Origin of the sequence: Paraburkholderia sp. MM5482-R2 (assembly GCF_050436125.1) — a bacterium.
Taxonomy (GTDB): domain Bacteria; phylum Pseudomonadota; class Gammaproteobacteria; order Burkholderiales; family Burkholderiaceae; genus Paraburkholderia; species Paraburkholderia tuberum.
The window spans coordinates 1,749,558-1,767,390 of record NZ_JBNDLP010000003.1; the positions used below are offsets into that span (position 1 = coordinate 1,749,558).

Here is a 17,833-nt window from a genome sequence, read left to right on the forward strand (position 1 = left end):
CCCGGCACGGCGCGGCGTTCGCGACATGCGCGCACGTGACCTTATCATCCGGCGCGGACGGCTTCGGGAATTCGCACGGTAGCAGGTTCGCGGAATGCGGCTCGAGTCGCGCGGCGCGCGCAGTCCAACGCGGGTTTCAAGCGGCGGTTTCGGCGTCGCGTGCGCGTTCGCCGCCAGGCCCGGTTGTTGCGTGCGAAACGGCGACCGCGTTGGCGCGTTTCGCAGAATCCGCGTCGCATCGGGCGTAGCGGCCGACGGCAGGCGCACGGCTGGCTGTCGGGCTCTGTGCTGGGTTGGAGTTTTTACCTGCTTTGCACGCTTTTTTGCCAACTCACACGGCATCTGGGGGGCCGTTTGAAGCACCGCCGGAGCGAGGCGGAAACGCAACGCTGCTATGTTGTCGGCCGTTCGCGACAGGATTACATTCATTGAGCATTGCGTGCAGCGGCAGCCTGCGAGCTCGGTTTACGCGCCGGCTCGTCAGCGCGCCAGCTTGTCTGCAAGAAGTGGCATACCCGGAGCGTATTGCGATGGCTACCGATCCCGACGATATCGACTTGCGTCATTCCACAACGGACGGCCGGTCCTCCTTCGAACCCGACGGCCCTGACGAATCGGGCGTGCCGCCCCCGCGCTTCGGCCGCCTCGCCCTGTGCCTCGCGGCGGCCGGCGCGCTGACCTTCGGTGTGGTGGGCACCGTCGCCTACGGCGTCTGGTTCAACCAGGATCAGCAGACGTACGCGGATGCCATTGCGGGCGCGCGCCAGGCGCTCGGCTCATCGGCATCGGCCCGGGTGCCGACGGTGGCCGTCGCGCACGCGTCGGAGGAGGCCGCCGCGCCGTTTGCCATGCCGTTTGCCATGCCGTCAGCCAGGCAGCCCGCCGCGCCAGAGGTCGCGCTCGCAGCGGCCGGCGCGAACGGCGGCTTCGAGGACACCAACCCGGCCGTGTGGTCCGGGCAGATCCGCCCGAGTACGCCTGACCCGAATCTCACCGCCACGCTGGCCGATACGCCGGTCGATACCTCGGCGGATATGTCGGCAGATATGTCGGCAGATATGTCGGCCACCCCACCCACAGCCCCCATTGTTCCCACGCCACCGCCGGGCTACACGCGGCACGTCGCCAATGCCGCCAATTCCACCGCGAAGCCCGCGGCCGGTCACGACGCGAAAGAAGCACGGCTCGCACAGCAGGAGCGGCGCGCGTCGTCGCAGCACAAGGGCGGTCTGTTTGCGCGGATCGGACAGTTCTTTCGACGCGTGAGCTATCGTCAACATGACAACGGCCGACGGCAACAAGATCCCTACTCCCATCCCTGAGCACGCGGTCGTCGGGCCAGCGGGGCGAGCAGGGCTGCGCGGCGCCGCACGCGCACGCGCGCCGGTGTGGCGCTTCCGGCCGGGGCCCGCGAGCGTCGGCGTGGCCGCGCTGTTGTGTCTGCTGTTCGGCCTGCTGTATGTGGCGATGCAGATCCGCACGGTGTTTTCCGATCAGTTGAAGCAGGAGTACGCGGGCCTCGTGCTCGAAGCCGCCGGGCGCGTCGACAGCGCGCGCGAACAGTTGGCCGCGTGGCAGCGTATGGCCGACACCCGGGCGAGTCACGACGCGTCGTTCGTGCCGGCCTATGACGCGGCGCGCGCCGAACTCGCGCGGCGTTTCGCGGCGCTCGCGGCGCTCGTCAACGCGAGTCCGTCGCCGGCGCCGCCCATTCCGCTGATGTCACCGACACAGGCGACGCCCGAAGCCGTCGCGGCGGCGCTCGGCAGCGTGTCGGCCTACTGGCGCGCGCAACGCGACGCGTCGAGCGCCGACGTGCGGCTGCGCGTCGCGCACGTCGCGCGCACGCTGATCGCGCTCGCCGCGCTGCTGTTCTGCATGCTGATCACGGCGCTCGGCATGTACGCGAAGCGCACCCGCCAGCTCGCGGGGCAGTCGCACGAGTTCGAGCTGGCGTCGCTGCACGATTCGCTGACGGGCCTGTCGAACCGCCGCAAGCTGCTGGCCGCGCTCGACTCTGCCGCCAGGCACGCGCGGACCGTGGCCGTCGAGCAGCGCCTCGCGGTGCTGTATATCGACCTCGATGGCTTCAAGCAGGTCAACGATTCGTTCGGGCATCGCACCGGCGACGAATTCCTCGCCGCGGTATCCGCCCGGTTTCGCGCGTCGGTGCGCAAAGGCGATCTGGTCGCGCGCATCGGCGGCGACGAGTTCGCGGTGCTGGTGCGCACCTTTGCGGGCGATGACGAGCTCGCCGAGATCGCGCGCCGGCTGATGGCCTGCGTGGTCGACACCGACCAACAGATGGGAATCGGCGGCGTGCGCGCGAGCGTGGGCATTGCGAGTTATCCCGACGACGTCGACGATCACCGCCGTCTGGTCGCCGCCGCCGATGCCGCGATGTATCAGGTCAAGCGCGACGGCAAGAACGGCTTCGCGTTCGCGGCGCAGACGGGCAGGGAAGCGACGTTGTGAACCGCCTGAACGTCACTGGCCTTCGTTGCGCCACTCCGTCAGCTTTTCGCGCTCGTTGAGTTCGATGAACGCCGGCCGTGCGCGCAGCCTGCGGATATAGCTCGCGAGATGCGGCCAGCCCACCGTCGCCGGGTGGGGCATGTTGCGGGTCCAGCGCATCAGCACGAGCGCGAGCAGATCGGCGGTGCTGAGCTTGCCGCCCGCGAGGTATGCGTGGCCGTCGGCGAAATGCCTGTCGAGCCGCGCACACGCTTCTTCGATGCGGCGTTGCGCGAGCGCACGCACCGCCTCGGCGCCCGCGGGGTCGCCGTCGCTGCCGGCGTAGAACCAGTCGCGCATCGCGGGCAGCAGCGTATTCGCGAGGTAGATCATCCATTCGAGCCATTCCGCGCGTGCGGCCGAGCCGGGCGCGGGCGCGAGGTCGGCCTCGGCGTGGCGCTCGGCGAGCAGCATCAGCAGCGCGGCCGATTCATGCCGCGGCACGCCATCGACGACCAGCGTGGGCACGCGCCCGGCCGGATTCAGACGCAGATACTCGGGATCGCGCTGCTGGCCCGCGTCGATATCGACGAGGCGCGCTTCGAACGGCACGCCCATTTCGAGCAGCATCCAGTGCACGGGCATGCTGGCCGCGCCGGGCGAGTAGTAGAGAACGTAGGACATTCGGGGCTCCGTGGATCGTCGAGAGCGCGGTCGAGCCGTGCACAGAAAGAATCAGGGGCTGTCGCCGAAACGAACAGCCCCTTCAGATGCGTCAGGCGCCAGCGTACGCAAATGCGGGCGCTCGAAACAGCAAGCCTCGAATCACGCCCGCGGCCAGGTCTTTCAATGCGCCGACGCGTGCTTCTCCTGCTCGGCTGCGCTCGGCTGCGTCACCGCGCTGACGATCACGAACACGATCACGTTGACCGCGAGCGCAAGGAAGCCGATGTTGACGTCCTTCAGCGCCTCGGGCAGGAACGGCATCAGTTGACCGACGCTCCAGTGCAGCGTCGTGGTCAGTGTGACCACCGCGACACCCGCGACGATGCCGCAGAACGCGCCTTGCCTCGTCGCGCGGTTGTGCGGGAACAGGCTGCAGAGCACGGCCGGGAACAATTGCGTGACGAAGCTGTAGCCCATCAGCAGCAGCGCGACGATGGTTTCGCCGCCGTTCAGCGTGAAGGCGACCGCGACCAGCGCCACGACCGGTACGAGGAAGCGCGCGATCACCGTGACCGACGCATCCGACGCGTTGCGGTTCACCATGCCGCGATACACGTCGTTGGCGAGCAGCGTCGACGCCGAGGTCAGGATCATCGAGCCCGGCACCAGCGCGGTCAGGATACCGGCCGCGCCGATCACGCCGACGAACCACGGATCGAACGTCTGCAGCGACAGGCGGAACAACGACAGGTCGATGTCGGCGCCCTTCAGGCCCGGCACGCGCAGCGTCGCCGCGAAGCCGACGAAGAACACGAACAGCAGGATCAGCTGATAGAGCGGCAGAATCGCGGCATTGCGGCGGAAGATTCGCTCGTCCTTCGCCGTGAAGATCGAACCGAACGTGTGCGGCCACATGAAGAAGCCGAGCGCGGTCAGCAGCACCGTCGACTGGAACCACACGACGCTCGAACCGCGCGCCGGGAAGGTCAGGAAGCCGGGACGGGCGGCGTCGATCGTGCGGAACATCGCGCCGATGCCGCCGTAGTAATGCAGCGGCAGATAGATGCCGAGGAACAGCACGATCGCGAGAATCAGCAGATCCTTGGCCACCGAGTTCCAGGCGGAGCCGCGCACGCCCGACACGATCACGTAAGAGGTCACGACGATCGCGCCGATCCAGATCGCCGCCGTCGACGAGATCGCGCCGTACGACGCGGTCGCGACGATGATGCCGAGGCCCTTCAGTTGCAGCACCAGGTACGGGATCAGCGCGGCCACGCCGACCAGCGCGACCAGCGTGCCGAGCGCCGGGCTCTCGTATTTGCGCCTCAAGAAGTGCGGCTGCGAGACCAGGCGGTGCGTCTTCGCGTAGCGCCAGATCGGCGGCAGCATCCAGTACGACAGGATGTACGCGAGCGTGCCGTACGCGAGGATGTAGTAGACCGGCGCCCCCTTGCCGTACGCGAAGCCGCTGCCGCCGAGGAACGTGAAGGTCGTATAGATTTCGCCGGCCATCAGCAGGAACACGAACGCGGTGCCGAAGCTGCGGCCGCCCACGGTCCACTGCTCGAGGCTCATGTCGTGGCCGCGCCTTGCGCGCACGCCGAGGAACAGCGCGAATAGCGTAACGGCGGCGATGATGACGAGTGCGCTCATGGGCGAACCTCCTCGCCATCGGCGGCGACGTGTCGGTTGGACGGATCGAGGTTGTAGATGATCGCCATGATGATCGCGCTCAACACCACCCACATGACGATCCAGGCCAGCACGAACGGCATGCCGAGCACGAGCGGCTCGACGCGATTGACAAACGAAATGCCGACCAGGATGCCGACGAACGGCAACGCGGCAAGTACACGAAGCAGCATGTGGACAACTCCTCGAACCAGTAGGTATGTGTCGTTGAAATTCCGGCTTCGCTGAGGACTGTATGCCGGATACTTCGGTCCCGTAAAGCAGGTCAAAATAAATGTCGGAGTTTCGACCGCTGCAATTGCATCTTTCCAGCCCGGATTGCTGCAGTGCAAAGCGGGACGCGCCGTGGCGCGCAAGGCGTCGCGCGGCTTTTCTGCAGGCCGACTGGCGCGCCGCGATATGATCTGCGAGCATTGCAGCATTTTCCGGACCGCGCGATTCCAGCCGGGTTCATGACCGGCGGCGCGCCCAGGCGCGAACCCGCGCGAGCACACGCAGACAAGCAGGCACACGGACACCCACATGGTCGAAAGTCTGATCTCGGACATCATGTTTGGCTTTATCGGCTTAATCAGCATCATCAATCCGTTCAGCGGCGCGTTCGTGTTTCTGGACCGGACTGCGTCGTTGACCCTCGACGAGCGCACCCTACTCGCCCGCAAGATCGCGATCAACGCCGCCGTTGTGCTGCTGGTGGCATTCTTCATCGGCACGCCGATCCTGCATTTCTTTGGTATCTCGATGGAGGCGCTGCGCATCGGCGGCGGGCTCGCGCTTGCCGTGGGCGGCTGGCAAATGCTCAATGCGCCGGACACGCCGGCAGTCGAGCAGACGGAAGTCAAGCGCGTCGACGCCGAAACCGCGAAATCGCGCGCGTTCTTTCCTCTGACCGTGCCGCTGACCACCGGGCCTGGCTCGATCGCGACCGCGATCGCGCTGTCGGCGAATCGCACGCACAAGCTGTCGGCGTTCGTCATGTCGGGCATCGCGTCGGTCGCCATCACGTTCGCGGTGGCCGTCTGCGTGTATCTGATCTACAGCCGCGCGACGATCCTCGCGCGCTATCTCGGCGTCGAGGGCACCAAGGTCGCGTTGCGGGTGTCGGCGTTCCTGCTGCTATGCATCGGCGTGCAGATCATTCTGACCGGCGTGTCCGAATTCCTGATTCCGATCGCGACGATGCGCCCGCCGGCGGGCTAGCGCCGCATGCCGGCGCCATGCACGCTGTGGCGGCGGCGCCGCAGGTGGATCGCCTTCGGGTGGTTCGTGCGGAACGTCGACCGGATCGTCCGGGATCGGATCGGGGTCGATCTTCGGCGGCGGCGTGTTCGGCGCGATGTCGGGGTCGACTTCGGGCGGCATCGGCGCATGCGGATGCAGCGGCAGCGACTGGTCGAATGTGCCGATTGCACTGGGCGCTTGCCGGCTCGTATCAGGTAAATCCATCAGTCCTCTCCTAGTCTTCGTTCAGACGCGCAATGCTCGTGCCGCATGCCGACAGATGTCGTTCGCGTGGAACGCCAATTGCTGGAACCCGGCACGCGCGCCGCATCGCGATGACCGCGCGCGCCCGGCTCACATTGGACATCGCCCACGCAAAGCACAGGACGAGGAGCGCATATGGCGCGACACAAGGCCGACGTTGCCGACGACGACTTCGAGATTTTCGCCAGCTATCACGGAACAGGCGACGGCCGATACATAGGTGGACTGAAGGTTGTGAGGAAAGCGGACCGGCGGATTCTGTTCCCGTTCGAGGGCGCACCGCAGATCGGCCCCTATGCGACCGCCGACGAAGCACGCCGCGCCGCGATTGCGTACGGCCGCAAGCTCGTCGCGGCCGATCGTGCCGCGCCCGAAGGCTGAGCGGGCGCAGCAGGTTTCGCAGTGCGTGCGTGAGAGGCGCAGAGCCATCAGGGCATACCGCCGAGCGACGGGGAAATCGTGCTGCCGCGCGCGGGATCGCCCGGATGTTCGTCGGGCAGGGTAGGGCGCGCCGACAGCGGCGGATGATCGCGATAGCAGGTGTCGACCGAACCGTCGACGAGGCAGTACTGGAACGCATCGGCGTCGCTCTTTTGCGCGAACGTGTACAGCGTGCGCTCGACCTGCACCTCGGTATCGGATACGCGAATTGTCGTAATGCTCATGAGGTTCTCCTTCGGGGGCGCTTTTTTACAAAGCGAACGTGCCGCGCTACTGCCTTCGAGATCGCAATGGCCGTGCCTGTTGCGCTGCGCGCGGCCTTCTCCGGCAAGGCTCGAATGTTGCTGCATGAACCAGGTGCCCGTTCGAGATGGCGCGTAACGACGCGAATCGACGGCAGAGCAAACGAGGAGGGCGCGATGCAAGATCCCCAATCGACCGACACCCCGCAGCAGAGCGCGACGCAAGGCGGCGAGCAGTCCGCGAGGCCAGATAACCGCGCCGCGCCCACGCTGTCCGACGAAGTCAAAGCCCGCAACAAGCCGAGCGGCACGCACTACGTCGAGCCGAGTCCGCTCGGCATCGAACCGGTCGTGCAGACCGGCGTGGACAAAGCGACCAATCCGCCACGGTCGAGCGAGCGGCCGCGCCAGGGCGCCGAAGTGCCGCTCGGCACCGGCGAGCACGCGGAGCCGCCGGGCGGCGGCGGGCGCGAATCCCATCACAAGCAGCCGGGCGAGCAATGACGCGGCGCGTTGCGTGCCAGCCGTGCATCCAATCCGTCAACACCCAACCGGAGAAAGCGCATGCAACCGGACAATCCAACCCCATCGATGAACCCCGGCGACGAAGCGCCGCCCAACACGCCGGGCGCTGGCGAAGACCTGTGCGGCGCCTGCCACGGCACGGGCAAGGTCGAGGGCGCTCGCTGCGCGGTGTGCGGCGGCACGGGCAAGGTGCTGCAGGGCATCGGCGGAGGCTAGCCGGCTGCTCGTCCGCAGGTTCGCGGCAACCGCATCACAAGCCAGGAGCAACCATGTTCAACGAGTCCAGGCACGGCTTCGACGCCGCGCAGACCGAATACGAAGCGTTCATGCTGGAGCCGCACGACTGGGTGCCGAACAACAGCAAGCTGCCGGTCGTGCTGTACCGGCGCGCGCTGTCGCCCGGCAGCGGCAATCTGCCCGCCGCGTTCGAAATCCTCTTCGAGCGCAATGCATGGCCCGCGCAGTGGCGCAACAGCATCTTCGACTTCCATCACTTTCACGCGACCGCGCACGAGGTGCTCGGTGTGACAGACGCGAGCGCCGAGGTGATCGTCGGCGGGCCGGGCGGACGCGTGGTGACGCTGCACGCGGGCGACGTGCTGCTGCTGCCGGCCGGCACCGGCCATTGTCTGCAATCGTTCGAGCGGCATTTTCAGGTGGTGGCGGGCTATCCGTTGGGGCAGCAATGGGACATTCGCCGCGAAGCGCTGACGCCGCAGGAACTCACCGAGATGCTGGCGTTGCCGTTTCCGCCGCTCGATCCGATCGACGGCAAGCATGGTCCCGTCATCGAGTTTTGGCTGCAGTCGGCCTGAACTTCGTCGTTCGCGAAGCAACCGACCTGCCGCAGCGTGATGTGCAGAGTCGCGCGGTTAGGCGCATCATCTGTGGGCTTTGCCGCGATTTTCCCGCGCGCTTTCGGCGCTGACGCTGGCACGTGGGCGGTTCCACGTGCGGCTTCGCGTCCTTATTGACATGCCCGGACGCGCGCGATTCCATGTCGACACGATGCGCCGATCCGTCCGCGCGCTCCGCGGCGCGCGTCGGCCGTCTTGCGAATTGCCGAACAAGGAGCGTCCCATGCAAAACGATTCCGCCCTCGATCAGTTGTGCATCAACACGATCCGCACGCTGTCGATGGACGCCGTGCAGAAAGCCAATTCCGGCCACCCCGGCACGCCGATGGCGCTCGCGCCGGTCGCCTATCACCTGTGGCAACACCACCTGCGTTACGACCCTGACGAGCCGCTGTGGCCGAATCGCGACCGCTTCGTGCTGTCGGCCGGGCATGCGTCGATGCTGCTGTATTCGCTGCTGCATCTGGCCAACGTGAAAGCCGTCGACGAACACGGCAAGCCGACCGGCGCGCCGGCCGTGTCGCTCGACGACATCGAGCATTTCCGCCAGATCGACAGCAATACGCCGGGCCACCCCGAGTACCGGATGACGACCGGCGTCGAGACCACCACGGGACCGCTTGGGCAAGGGCTCGGCAATAGCGTCGGCATGGCGATGGCCGCGCGCTGGTACGAGAGCCACTTCAATCGCGCGGACGCGCCGCTGTTCGACTACCGCGTGTACGCGATTTGCGGCGACGGCGACATGATGGAAGGCATCTCGCACGAAGCGGCCTCGCTCGCGGGGCATCTGAAGCTGTCGAACCTGATCTGGATTTACGACAGCAACCGCGTGACGATCGAAGGCCATACGGACCTCGCGTATAGCGACGATGTGGCAAGCCGCTTTCACGGCTACAACTGGCACACGCTGCACGTCGGCGATGCGAACGACACCGCCGCGCTGGAAAAGGCGCTGGTCGAAGCGAAGAGCGTGACCGACCGGCCGTCGCTGATCGTGGTCCACAGCATCATCGGTTGGGGGGCGCCGAACAAGCAGGACACCGCGTCCGCGCATGGCGAAGCGCTCGGCGTCGAGGAAGTCGCGCTCGCCAAGAAGTTCTACGGCTGGCCCGAGGACAAGTTCTTCTACGTGCCCGAGGGCGTGCACGAGCGCTTCGCGCAGGGCATCGGCGCGCGCGGCAAGGCGGCGCGCGAACAATGGCAGGCGAAGTTCGACAGCTACAAAAAGCAGTATGCGGAGCTCGCGCGCGAATTCGCGCAGATCGAGGCGCACGAATTGCCGCAGGGCTGGGACAGCGACATCCCGAGCTTCAACGCGGACCCGAAGGGCATCGCGACACGCGAATCGTCGGGCAAGGTGCTCAATGCGATTGCCGCGCGTGTGCCGTGGATGATCGGCGGCGCGGCGGACCTGTCGCCGTCGACGAAAACCAACCTGAAGTTCGAAGGCGCCGGCAGCTTCCAGGCGGATCACTATTCCGGCCGCAATCTGCACTTCGGCATTCGCGAGCATGCGATGGGCGCGGTGGTCAACGGTCTTGCGCTATCGAATCTGCGCGCGTACGGCTCGACGTTCCTGATCTTCAGCGACTACATGAAGCCGCCGATCCGCCTGTCCGCGATCATGGAAGTGCCGGCCATCTTTGTGTTCACGCACGATTCGATCGGGCTCGGCGAAGACGGTCCGACGCATCAGCCGATCGAGCAGCTCGCGTCGTTGCGCGGCGTGCCCGGCCTAACGGTGCTGCGTCCCGGCGACGCGAACGAAGCGGCCGAGGCCTGGCGCGTTGCGCTGACGCAGCCGCATCGGCCAGCGTGCATCGTCTTGTCGCGCCAGCCGCTGCCGACGCTCGACCGGAGCCGCTATGCGCCCGCGAGCGGCGTCAGGCACGGTGCGTATGTGCTCGCCGATGCGCCCGCTGGCAAGAAGCCAGAGGTGATCCTGATGGCGACCGGCAGCGAGCTATCGGTCTGCGCCGACGTGTACGAGAAGCTGAAGAGCGAGGGCATCGCGGCGCGCGTCGTGTCGATGCCGTCGTGGGACATCTTCGAGCGCGAGGACAGCGCGTATCAGGAGTCGGTGCTGCCCGCGGAGGTCGAGGCGCGCGTCGCGGTCGAGCAGGCTGCGTCGCTCGGCTGGGATCGGTATACAGGACGGCTCGGTGCGCAGGTCGTCATGCATACGTTCGGCGCGTCGGCGCCGATCGCGGATCTGAAGAAGAAATTCGGTTTCACGCCGGAAGTCGTGTATCAGGCGGCGAAGCAGCAGATCGAGCGGGTGAAGAAGGGGAAGGGCACTTGAGCGTGCGGCGCTCGACGACGTCGTGAACGCTTGATGCGAAAAGCGGTGGGCCGGCGGAATCTATCCGTTTCGATCAGGCGTGCGGCCACGGTTTGCGGCCGCTTGCCGGCCTACTCGGTCGCGAGGCCGGACGCCTCGCCACGCCATGAAAGGAGACTTCAAATGGCCGAGATCAATAAGGAAGACGTTGTTGCGGTGCTGAACCGGATTCTCGAATCCGAGTTGGCCGGCGTCGTCCGATATACGCACTATTCGTTCCTTGTTTTCGGATTCGGACGCATTCCGATCAGGTCGTGGCTGCGCGCGCAGGCCGATGAATCGTTATTGCACGCACAGCAGGCCGGCGAATGGATCACGACTCTGGGTGCCTATCCGTCGCTTGCGATCGGTCCTCTGCTCGACTCGCACACCTTCGATATCTCTTCGATCCTCCGCGAGTCGTTGCAAGCCGAGAATCTTGCGTTGCAGTTGTATCGCGACCTGCTGGCGCTCGTCGAGGACCGCTCGGTTGCACTCGAGGAGTTCGCCCGTCAGATGATCCACGTCGAGGAGATGCACGCGGGCGAAGTCGACAAGATGCTGCGCCGCCCTGGGGAAATGTCGACCTCGGAGGACAGCTAGTGCTGATGCCGATGATGGATATCGGGGAAATGCGCGTGCGAATGTGTAATAGGCAGATGCACGTGAAGGTGCGTGTGCGGCTCTTCACCGGCATAAGGAAACTCATGCGCGTGCTGATGGTGCTCGTCATGGCGATGCCGGTGCGTGTGTTGAAGAAACTCATGGCTGTGCTCATGCTCATGCCGCTCGCGCACATGTAGCCAGATACCCAGCGCCATCAGGGCGGCGGCAATCCAGAAAGACAGATTGGGTAGCGCGGGCCATATGATCAGCGAAAGCATGACACCGAAAAGCGGCGCAACGGAAAAGTACGCGCCTGTACGCGCCGTACCGAGATGGCGAAGTGCAACAACGAACAGCACGAGGCTGATGCCGTAACCGCCAAGCCCGGTCAGCATCGCTGCCGCCATGGTTCCTGCTGACGGAAGCGAAGCGCCCGCCGCGATCGCAATGCCGAGATTCACGGGACCGGCCACCATCCCTTTGAGACACGCGATCACCATCGCGTCGTTCGCCGAGACCTTGCGCGTCAGGTTGTTGTCGATTGCCCAGCACAGACACGCGCCGACGATCAGTAACGCACCCACCGGCACGCCTGACTGTCCCGGATGCCACGACAGAAGTACGCCGCCCGCAACGATCGCCACCATCCCGAGAAAAACCTGAATGTCGACATTTTCCTGGAAGACCACCCAGGCAATCACTGCGGTCAACACACCCTCAAGGTTGAGCAATAACGAACTCGTTGCCGCTGGAGTGGTGGACAGGCCCAGCATCAGCAATGCGGGGCCGGCGACGCCACCCATCGCTATCGCCCCGATCAGCCAAGGCAACTCGCCTTTGGTGATGCGGTGGTCCGCGGCGGACTGAAGCCCGCGCGATCGAAAGGCACGCCACGCGATGCCGACGCCAAGCCCCAGGCCGCTACCGAGATAAAACAGTCCTGCGAGCATGAAGGGGCTGACTGAGCCGAGCAGCGCCTTGGCCAACGGTGTCGCGGCGCCGAACAGCGCCGCGGCGATTAAGGCGGTGAATATCGCGCCGTATACTGATCTCACCACTCCAACCTCCTGTCCGCAGCAGAAGGGACAGTTTCCAAGGTACATCGGTCGTTCGACACCGCCTGGACGAAATGATAGGGGCATACGTCGACGCACTTCGCACGTGTTCGGAGCATCGAACTGTCGGCACGCCGCAGACATTTCGCCGCGAGGCTGTCCGTGCGCCACCACCACTCGCGAATCGCCTTCATGCCGGCGGCTGCCGCGCAAACCGATTCGATCGCGCAAAGCCGTGTGCCGCCCGGGGCGCGGCACACGGCGCGAACATGGCACACCCTGTGCGCTAGAGACCGTGGGTCCGCAACACTCTGCAGTTCAAGGATCTGCGGCCTCGTTCGATATGCTAAGCTGTCAGGCAGTACTCCGCGCAAACGTAGCGCACGATCGATGCTTTTCTCGGATGTATAAAGAGGAGAAGCGACCATGAAAATCCTATGGGTCGATGACCACGAAATTCTTTGCGTTGCTCTTTCCGAATATGTCCAAACACACGCGTCGGAGCTGAGCGCAGCCCCAATCGACATCACGCCCGTCTTTACACTTGCCAGCGCGCTTGAAGAAGTCAACAAGACACCGCCCCCGGACCTGGTATTCCTGGATCTTAATCTGGATGGTGAGAATCGTGGCGCCGCGACACTTGAACATTTTCAGGCCGGAAATCCATCCAATGTTCCCGTGGTCATCTGCACAGGACTTGCTCCTGGAAACGATCATGAAGTTGAAATTTTGCGAATGTGCATGCGTGACTACGCCGCTCGAGGAATCCTGTTGAAAGGAGGCGCGCACAAAAAAATGTTCATTGGACTGAGCAGAATCTTAGGAGGTGAACTCTGGATTCCGGAAGAAGTCTTGCTCCGCTTTGCATGCTCGACACAAGCGCCCTCAGCTAGCCGGAATCAGCATCATCTTGGGCTTTCTCCGCGAGAGTGGGATTTGGCGCGTTGCATTGCACGTGGCCTCTCAGGTAAACAGATCGCAAGAGAGCTTGGCGTCTCCGAGGGACATGTCAGACAGGTTTCTTGTGTTATTTACGACAAACTTCAAGTCAGAAACCGCGTTGAAGCTGCACTTCGAGTCAATGCCGAACTTACCCTTGGAACGGGGGCAGCAGATACGCGACTGTCGTGAAGATCTCTGCTAACGCTCTTCATGTTTCCCTGCCATCACTTTTAACCGCCTTCGGTCGACGTTTTTGGCTTATGTTCTGCAAGTGTGGTCAATAAGGTTCGTTCCGAAACCGGTTTCGACAAAAGCTTGATGCCACTGACGGCTACTTTTTTGAGCACAGCTGACGAGGTGTCGCCCGACCACAGGATCGCAGGGATCGAAGCGTCGGTAGCAGCGCGGACCGCCGTAATCGCCGCAATGCCGTCCTCGTTTTCCAGCCGGTAGTCAGAGAGGATGAAGTGCGGACCGCTTGCCAAAGCCTCAATGCGCAACTGCTCGATGACGTCGGATGACGATTCCCCCGCCACGACGTAGCAGCCATGCTCGATCAGGCGCATCGATATTTCTATTCTTAAGTCGCTGTTGTCCTCGATGATCGCCACGATCATATTGGTCAGGTCCGGGTCGCCGTCTTCAACCGTTTGAACCTCGCGCAACTCCGGCGGTATGAGTCCCATGAACGGGACCGTAACCGAAAAACGCGATCCACGTGCTGGTGTCGAGTCCACGTCCAGTTTGTGACCAAGAAGGTTCGCGAGACCCTGGACAATGGACAGACCCAGGCCGAACCCTTTTTCACGATTCCTCTCGGGATTATCGACCTGTACATAGCTTTTGAAGATATCCGCCTGTCGACCTTCAGGGATACCGATCCCGTTGTCCCAGACGCTTATCTTTATGCCGCTGCCTCGCCTCTGGCAACTCACCAGAACATGTCCCTTCTTGCCTCCCTGTTCGGAAGGCGTGTAACGGAGCCCATTGAGCACCATATTCCGGACGATCCTGTCCAACGCATGTCGATCCGTACGGACCAGATAGGGGCGACTATGGAGTCTTAACTTCAGCCCCTTCGCCTCAGCCAGCGGCTGCATATCCACGACTATGCCGCGTAAAAGGGAAGGCAGCGCCACCTCCTGAATTTCTACATTCCAGGTGCCGGACTCGAGGCGGCAGATATCCAGTGCCCCGTTAATCATCCCTTCCATCGCATCCACTTGCCTTTGCGCAATCGAGACGCCTTCGTCCAGATCGGTCGATTTAACGCTCCGCTCGATGAAATTTAACTTCAGGCCGAGCGTGGTGAGCGGTTGACGCAGGTCATGGCTTATCGCAGCGATAAGCAGGTTCTTCTCCGCCGTTGCCGCTACAGCCTGAGATCGCGCCTCCTCGAGAATGATCTCTTTAACATATGCGCGCTTCTGAGTGTAAAAAATGAACCACGCGAGGAAACAATAGCCAATTAGTTGAGCCTTATAAAAGCCCAGCATTGCTGGCCGGTAAATAAATAGAGGTGGTCCCAAGCTGAATCCGAACGGGATAGCGCCGAGCACGAATGAACCTAAATTCGCACGAAGACTCGGTGCGAGCAGCAGCAAGGTAAATGTATGGCTGATTAGCGTGTACTCAAGGAAGCCAGAACTGGCCAATTTGACGTAGGGAGCATGGCCCGAGAAATCGGGTGGAGTTAGCCCAAAGCTACCTGCCGCCCACCAGAACGATGTCAGTGTGACGACTGCAGCCCATGTCCAGTGCATCTGCTCGACCGCGTCGACGCTGGCGTGCTTCGGGAGCGCCATGGTCTTTTTCAGCAAGTATGCTGCCATGGGAGTGGCTATCCCCCACAGTCCCAGGACCCAGACGACACGGAACCAACGGTAGCTATCCGACGTTTTGATCCACGATCCATATACGCACAACAGCGAGGCTCCGACCGACACTAGCACGGTCCAACATACCGCTCGACGGGACAGCGATTTCAATAACTCACGTTTGACATAGAGATTCTGCTCGGTACTGAGTGCCGCACCCGGTCCCAGAAAAGGATTCACAAGTTCAGCGAATACGCGGCGCTCGATTGTGTGAGCCGTTTCGCCCGCGCACAGTGATGTGCTGGCCCCGGGCTTTTCGCCCGCGTCGGAATCACGTCTTGTTTGAATACGGGACGCCATAGCAGGCCTCCGAGAATCAAGTGCAGCTACGCTCCGTTGCGCTAGCTTTGTGTTCCCCTGCCATCTCTTTCACCCGCCTTCGGTCAATGTTTTTGGCTTATGTTCTGCAAGTATGGTCAATAAGGTCTGGTTAGAATCCGGTCCCGACAAAAGCTTGATGCCACTGACGGCTACTTTTTTGAGCACAGCTGACGAGGTGTCGCCCGACCACAGGATCGCAGGGATCGAAGCGTCGGTAGCAGCGCGGACCGCCGTAATCGCCGCAATGCCGTCCTCGTTTTCCAGCCGGTAGTCAGAGAGGATGAAGTGCGGACCGCTTGCCAAAGCCTCAATGCGCAACTGCTCGATGACGTCGGATGACGATTCCCCCGCCACGACGTAGCAGCCATGCTCGATCAGGCGCATCGATATTTCGATTCTTAAGTCGCTGTTGTCCTCGATGATCGCCACGACCATATTGGTCAGGTCCGGGTCGCCGTCTTCAACCGTTTGAACCTCGGGCAACTCCGGCGGTATGAGTCCCATGAACGGGACCGTAACCGAAAAACGCGATCCACGTGCTGGTGTCGAGTCCACGTCCAGTTTGTGACCAAGAAGGTTCGCGAGACCCTGGACAATGGACAGACCCAGGCCGAACCCTTTTTCACGATTCCTCTCGGGATTATCGACCTGTACATAGCTTTTGAAGATATCCGCCTGTCGACCTTCAGGGATACCGATCCCGTTGTCCCAGACGCTTATCTTTATGCCGCTGCCTCGCCTCTGGCAACTCACCAGAACATGTCCCTTCTTGCCTCCCTGTTCGGAAGGCGTGTAACGGACCGCATTGATCACCATATTCCGGACGATCCTGTCCAACGCATGTCGATCCGTACGGACCAGATAGGGGCGACTACGGAGTCTTAACTTCAGCCCCTTTGCCTCAGCCAGCGGCTGCATATCCACGACTATGCCGCGTAAAAGGGAAGGCAGCGCCACCTCCTGAATTTCTACATTCCAGGTGCCGGACTCGAGGCGGCAGATATCCAGTGCCCCGTTAATCATCCCTTCCATTGCATCCACTTGCCTTTGCGCAATCGAGACGTCTTCAACCAGATTGGTCGATTTAATGCCCCGCTCGATGAAATCTAACTTCAGGCCGAGCGTGGTGAGCGGTTGACGCAGGTCATGGCTTATTGCGGCGATAAATTGGTTCTTCTCCGCCGTTGCCGCTACAGCCAGAGATCGCGCCTCCTCGAGAACAACCTCTTTTACACATGTGCGTTGCTGATCGTTGCAAATGAACCATGCGACGACACAATAGCCAATTATTTGAGCCGTATACCAGTCAAACATTCCTGGCCGGTTAATAAAGAACAGTGGTGCCATGTTAAATCCGAATGGGATAGTGCCAATCACGAGTGCGCCTAAAGCCGCACGAAGACTGGGTGCGAGCAGCAGCAACGTAAATGCCTGGCAGATCATCGTCAGTTCCAGAAAGCCATACCGGCCGAATCTAAAGTAATAACCATGGAGGACCACGAATTTGGGTGGGATGAGCCCAAAGCTGGCCGCCGCCCACCAGAAAGATGTCAGCATGATCAATGCAGCCCATGCCCAGTGCATCTGCTCGACCGCGTTGACGCTGGCGTGCTTCGGGAGCGTCATGGTCTTTTTCAGCAAGTATGCTGCCAAAGGAGCGGCTATCCCCCACAGTCCCAGGATCCAGACGACACGGAACAATGGATAAATATCCGATGTTTGGATCCACGATCCAAATACGAACCAGAACGGGCTTCCGACCAGCAGTAGCGCGATCCAATATACCGATCGGCGGGACAGCGATTGCAATAACTCGCGTTTGACGAGGAGATTCTGCTCAGTACTGAGTGCTGCAACCGGTCCCGCAAAAAGATTCATGAATTCAGCGAATCTGCGGCGCTCGATTGTGTGAGCCGTTTCGCCCGCGCACAGTGATGTTCTGGCCCCGGGCTTTTCGCCCGCGTCGGAATCACGTGGTGTTCGAGTACAGGACGCCATAACAGGCCTCCGGGCATCAGGTGCAGCTACACGCCATTGTGCTAGCGGTCCGCCAGCAAGTCGATGGACAAGTGTTCTGTTTTTTGCCGAACAAAAGTTCGTGATCCACGCAGGTGGTCCCTACCGGAGATTTGTGCCCGCTGTGAAGAGCGTTGGGCGCAAGACCGTCAAAGCTGCTGAACGAGGGTAAGTATGAGGCTGATCTCTAGCGCTGCGCAGTACCAGTAACTCGCGGTTGTCCTGATCAAGCACGGCTCGCCAATTGCGATATTGGGTGCTCGCTCCGTGTGTGCCGCGTCGAACTGCATCCGTAACCAGGCGTGCGCCGTACGCTCAAGAAATCACT

Annotated in this window: 17 protein-coding genes; 10 read left to right on the plus strand and 7 right to left on the minus strand. The window is 62.6% G+C overall.

Going from position 1 to position 17,833, the window contains the following annotated elements; genetic code table 11:
• Positions 1-530 precede the first annotated feature (530 nt).
• Both OKW37_RS30160 and OKW37_RS30165 read left to right on the plus strand, forming a co-directional pair.
• A complete protein-coding gene (locus OKW37_RS30160; RefSeq protein ID WP_429403096.1) occupies positions 531-1,322 on the plus strand; it encodes a hypothetical protein in 792 nt (263 codons plus the stop codon).
• A complete protein-coding gene (locus OKW37_RS30165; protein WP_429403097.1) occupies positions 1,279-2,475 on the plus strand; it encodes a diguanylate cyclase domain-containing protein in 1,197 nt (398 codons plus the stop codon). Before OKW37_RS30160 ends, OKW37_RS30165 begins: the two co-directional genes overlap by 44 nt.
• A gap of 12 nt (positions 2,476-2,487) precedes the next feature.
• On the opposite strand, the gene OKW37_RS30170 is transcribed toward OKW37_RS30165, so the two are convergent.
• From OKW37_RS30170 to OKW37_RS30180, 3 genes are all read right to left on the minus strand, one after another.
• Positions 2,488-3,138, minus strand: a complete 651-nt coding sequence (locus OKW37_RS30170; RefSeq protein WP_429403098.1) for a glutathione S-transferase family protein — start codon at positions 3,136-3,138, stop codon at positions 2,488-2,490.
• 162 nt (positions 3,139-3,300) lie between these two features.
• Entirely contained in the window at positions 3,301-4,776 is a 1,476-nt protein-coding gene (locus tag OKW37_RS30175; RefSeq protein WP_429403099.1) for a sodium:solute symporter family protein, read from the minus strand.
• Positions 4,773-4,988, minus strand: a complete 216-nt coding sequence (locus tag OKW37_RS30180; protein WP_184047032.1) for a DUF3311 domain-containing protein — start codon at positions 4,986-4,988, stop codon at positions 4,773-4,775. The genes OKW37_RS30175 and OKW37_RS30180 overlap by 4 nt, the downstream gene beginning before the upstream one ends.
• 349 nt (positions 4,989-5,337) lie before the next feature.
• On the opposite strand from OKW37_RS30180, the gene OKW37_RS30185 reads away from it, so the two are divergent.
• Complete coding sequence (locus OKW37_RS30185) at positions 5,338-6,015, plus strand: MarC family protein (protein ID WP_018425193.1); 678 nt, start codon at positions 5,338-5,340, stop codon at positions 6,013-6,015.
• A gap of 420 nt (positions 6,016-6,435) precedes the next feature.
• Positions 6,436-6,681 (plus strand): DUF6723 family protein, encoded by a 246-nt coding sequence (locus tag OKW37_RS30190; protein WP_090809892.1) that lies wholly within the window; start codon positions 6,436-6,438, stop codon positions 6,679-6,681.
• A gap of 47 nt (positions 6,682-6,728) precedes the next feature.
• Here the strand turns inward: OKW37_RS30190 and OKW37_RS30195 are convergent, their stop codons facing one another.
• On the minus strand, positions 6,729-6,965 hold the full coding sequence (locus tag OKW37_RS30195; protein WP_429403100.1) for a hypothetical protein: 237 nt from the start codon (positions 6,963-6,965) through the stop codon (positions 6,729-6,731).
• 195 nt (positions 6,966-7,160) lie between these two features.
• On the opposite strand from OKW37_RS30195, the gene OKW37_RS30200 reads away from it, so the two are divergent.
• From OKW37_RS30200 to OKW37_RS30220, 5 genes are all read left to right on the plus strand, one after another.
• Positions 7,161-7,487 carry a hypothetical protein gene (locus tag OKW37_RS30200; protein ID WP_429403101.1) on the plus strand — a complete coding sequence of 109 codons (327 nt, stop codon included), beginning with the start codon at positions 7,161-7,163 and terminating at the stop codon, positions 7,485-7,487.
• A 60-nt stretch (positions 7,488-7,547) separates the two neighbouring features.
• Complete coding sequence (locus tag OKW37_RS30205) at positions 7,548-7,724, plus strand: hypothetical protein (RefSeq protein ID WP_429403102.1); 177 nt, start codon at positions 7,548-7,550, stop codon at positions 7,722-7,724.
• Between the two features lie 53 nt (positions 7,725-7,777).
• On the plus strand, positions 7,778-8,323 hold the full coding sequence (locus tag OKW37_RS30210) for a cupin (protein ID WP_184060095.1): 546 nt from the start codon (positions 7,778-7,780) through the stop codon (positions 8,321-8,323).
• A gap of 265 nt (positions 8,324-8,588) precedes the next feature.
• Positions 8,589-10,670 (plus strand): transketolase, encoded by a 2,082-nt coding sequence (gene tkt, locus OKW37_RS30215; protein ID WP_429403103.1) that lies wholly within the window; start codon positions 8,589-8,591, stop codon positions 10,668-10,670.
• Between the two features lie 162 nt (positions 10,671-10,832).
• The gene (locus OKW37_RS30220) at positions 10,833-11,291 is read left to right on the plus strand and encodes a ferritin-like domain-containing protein (RefSeq protein ID WP_184060099.1); all 459 of its coding nucleotides are present in this window, start codon (positions 10,833-10,835) and stop codon (positions 11,289-11,291) included.
• On the opposite strand, the gene OKW37_RS30225 is transcribed toward OKW37_RS30220, so the two are convergent.
• On the minus strand, positions 11,288-12,397 hold the full coding sequence (locus OKW37_RS30225) for a DMT family transporter (protein WP_429403104.1): 1,110 nt from the start codon (positions 12,395-12,397) through the stop codon (positions 11,288-11,290). The genes OKW37_RS30220 and OKW37_RS30225 overlap by 4 nt on opposite strands.
• Positions 12,398-12,775: 378 nt before the next feature.
• Between OKW37_RS30225 and OKW37_RS30230 the strand changes: the two genes are divergently transcribed.
• A complete protein-coding gene (locus tag OKW37_RS30230) occupies positions 12,776-13,480 on the plus strand; it encodes a LuxR C-terminal-related transcriptional regulator (protein WP_184060101.1) in 705 nt (234 codons plus the stop codon).
• A 41-nt stretch (positions 13,481-13,521) separates the two neighbouring features.
• On the opposite strand, the gene OKW37_RS30235 is transcribed toward OKW37_RS30230, so the two are convergent.
• Positions 13,522-15,468 (minus strand): hybrid sensor histidine kinase/response regulator, encoded by a 1,947-nt coding sequence (locus tag OKW37_RS30235; RefSeq protein WP_429403105.1) that lies wholly within the window; start codon positions 15,466-15,468, stop codon positions 13,522-13,524.
• Positions 15,469-15,537: 69 nt separating this feature from the next.
• Positions 15,538-17,487, minus strand: a complete 1,950-nt coding sequence (locus tag OKW37_RS30240; protein ID WP_429403106.1) for a hybrid sensor histidine kinase/response regulator — start codon at positions 17,485-17,487, stop codon at positions 15,538-15,540.
• Between the last annotated feature and the right edge of the window lie 346 nt (positions 17,488-17,833).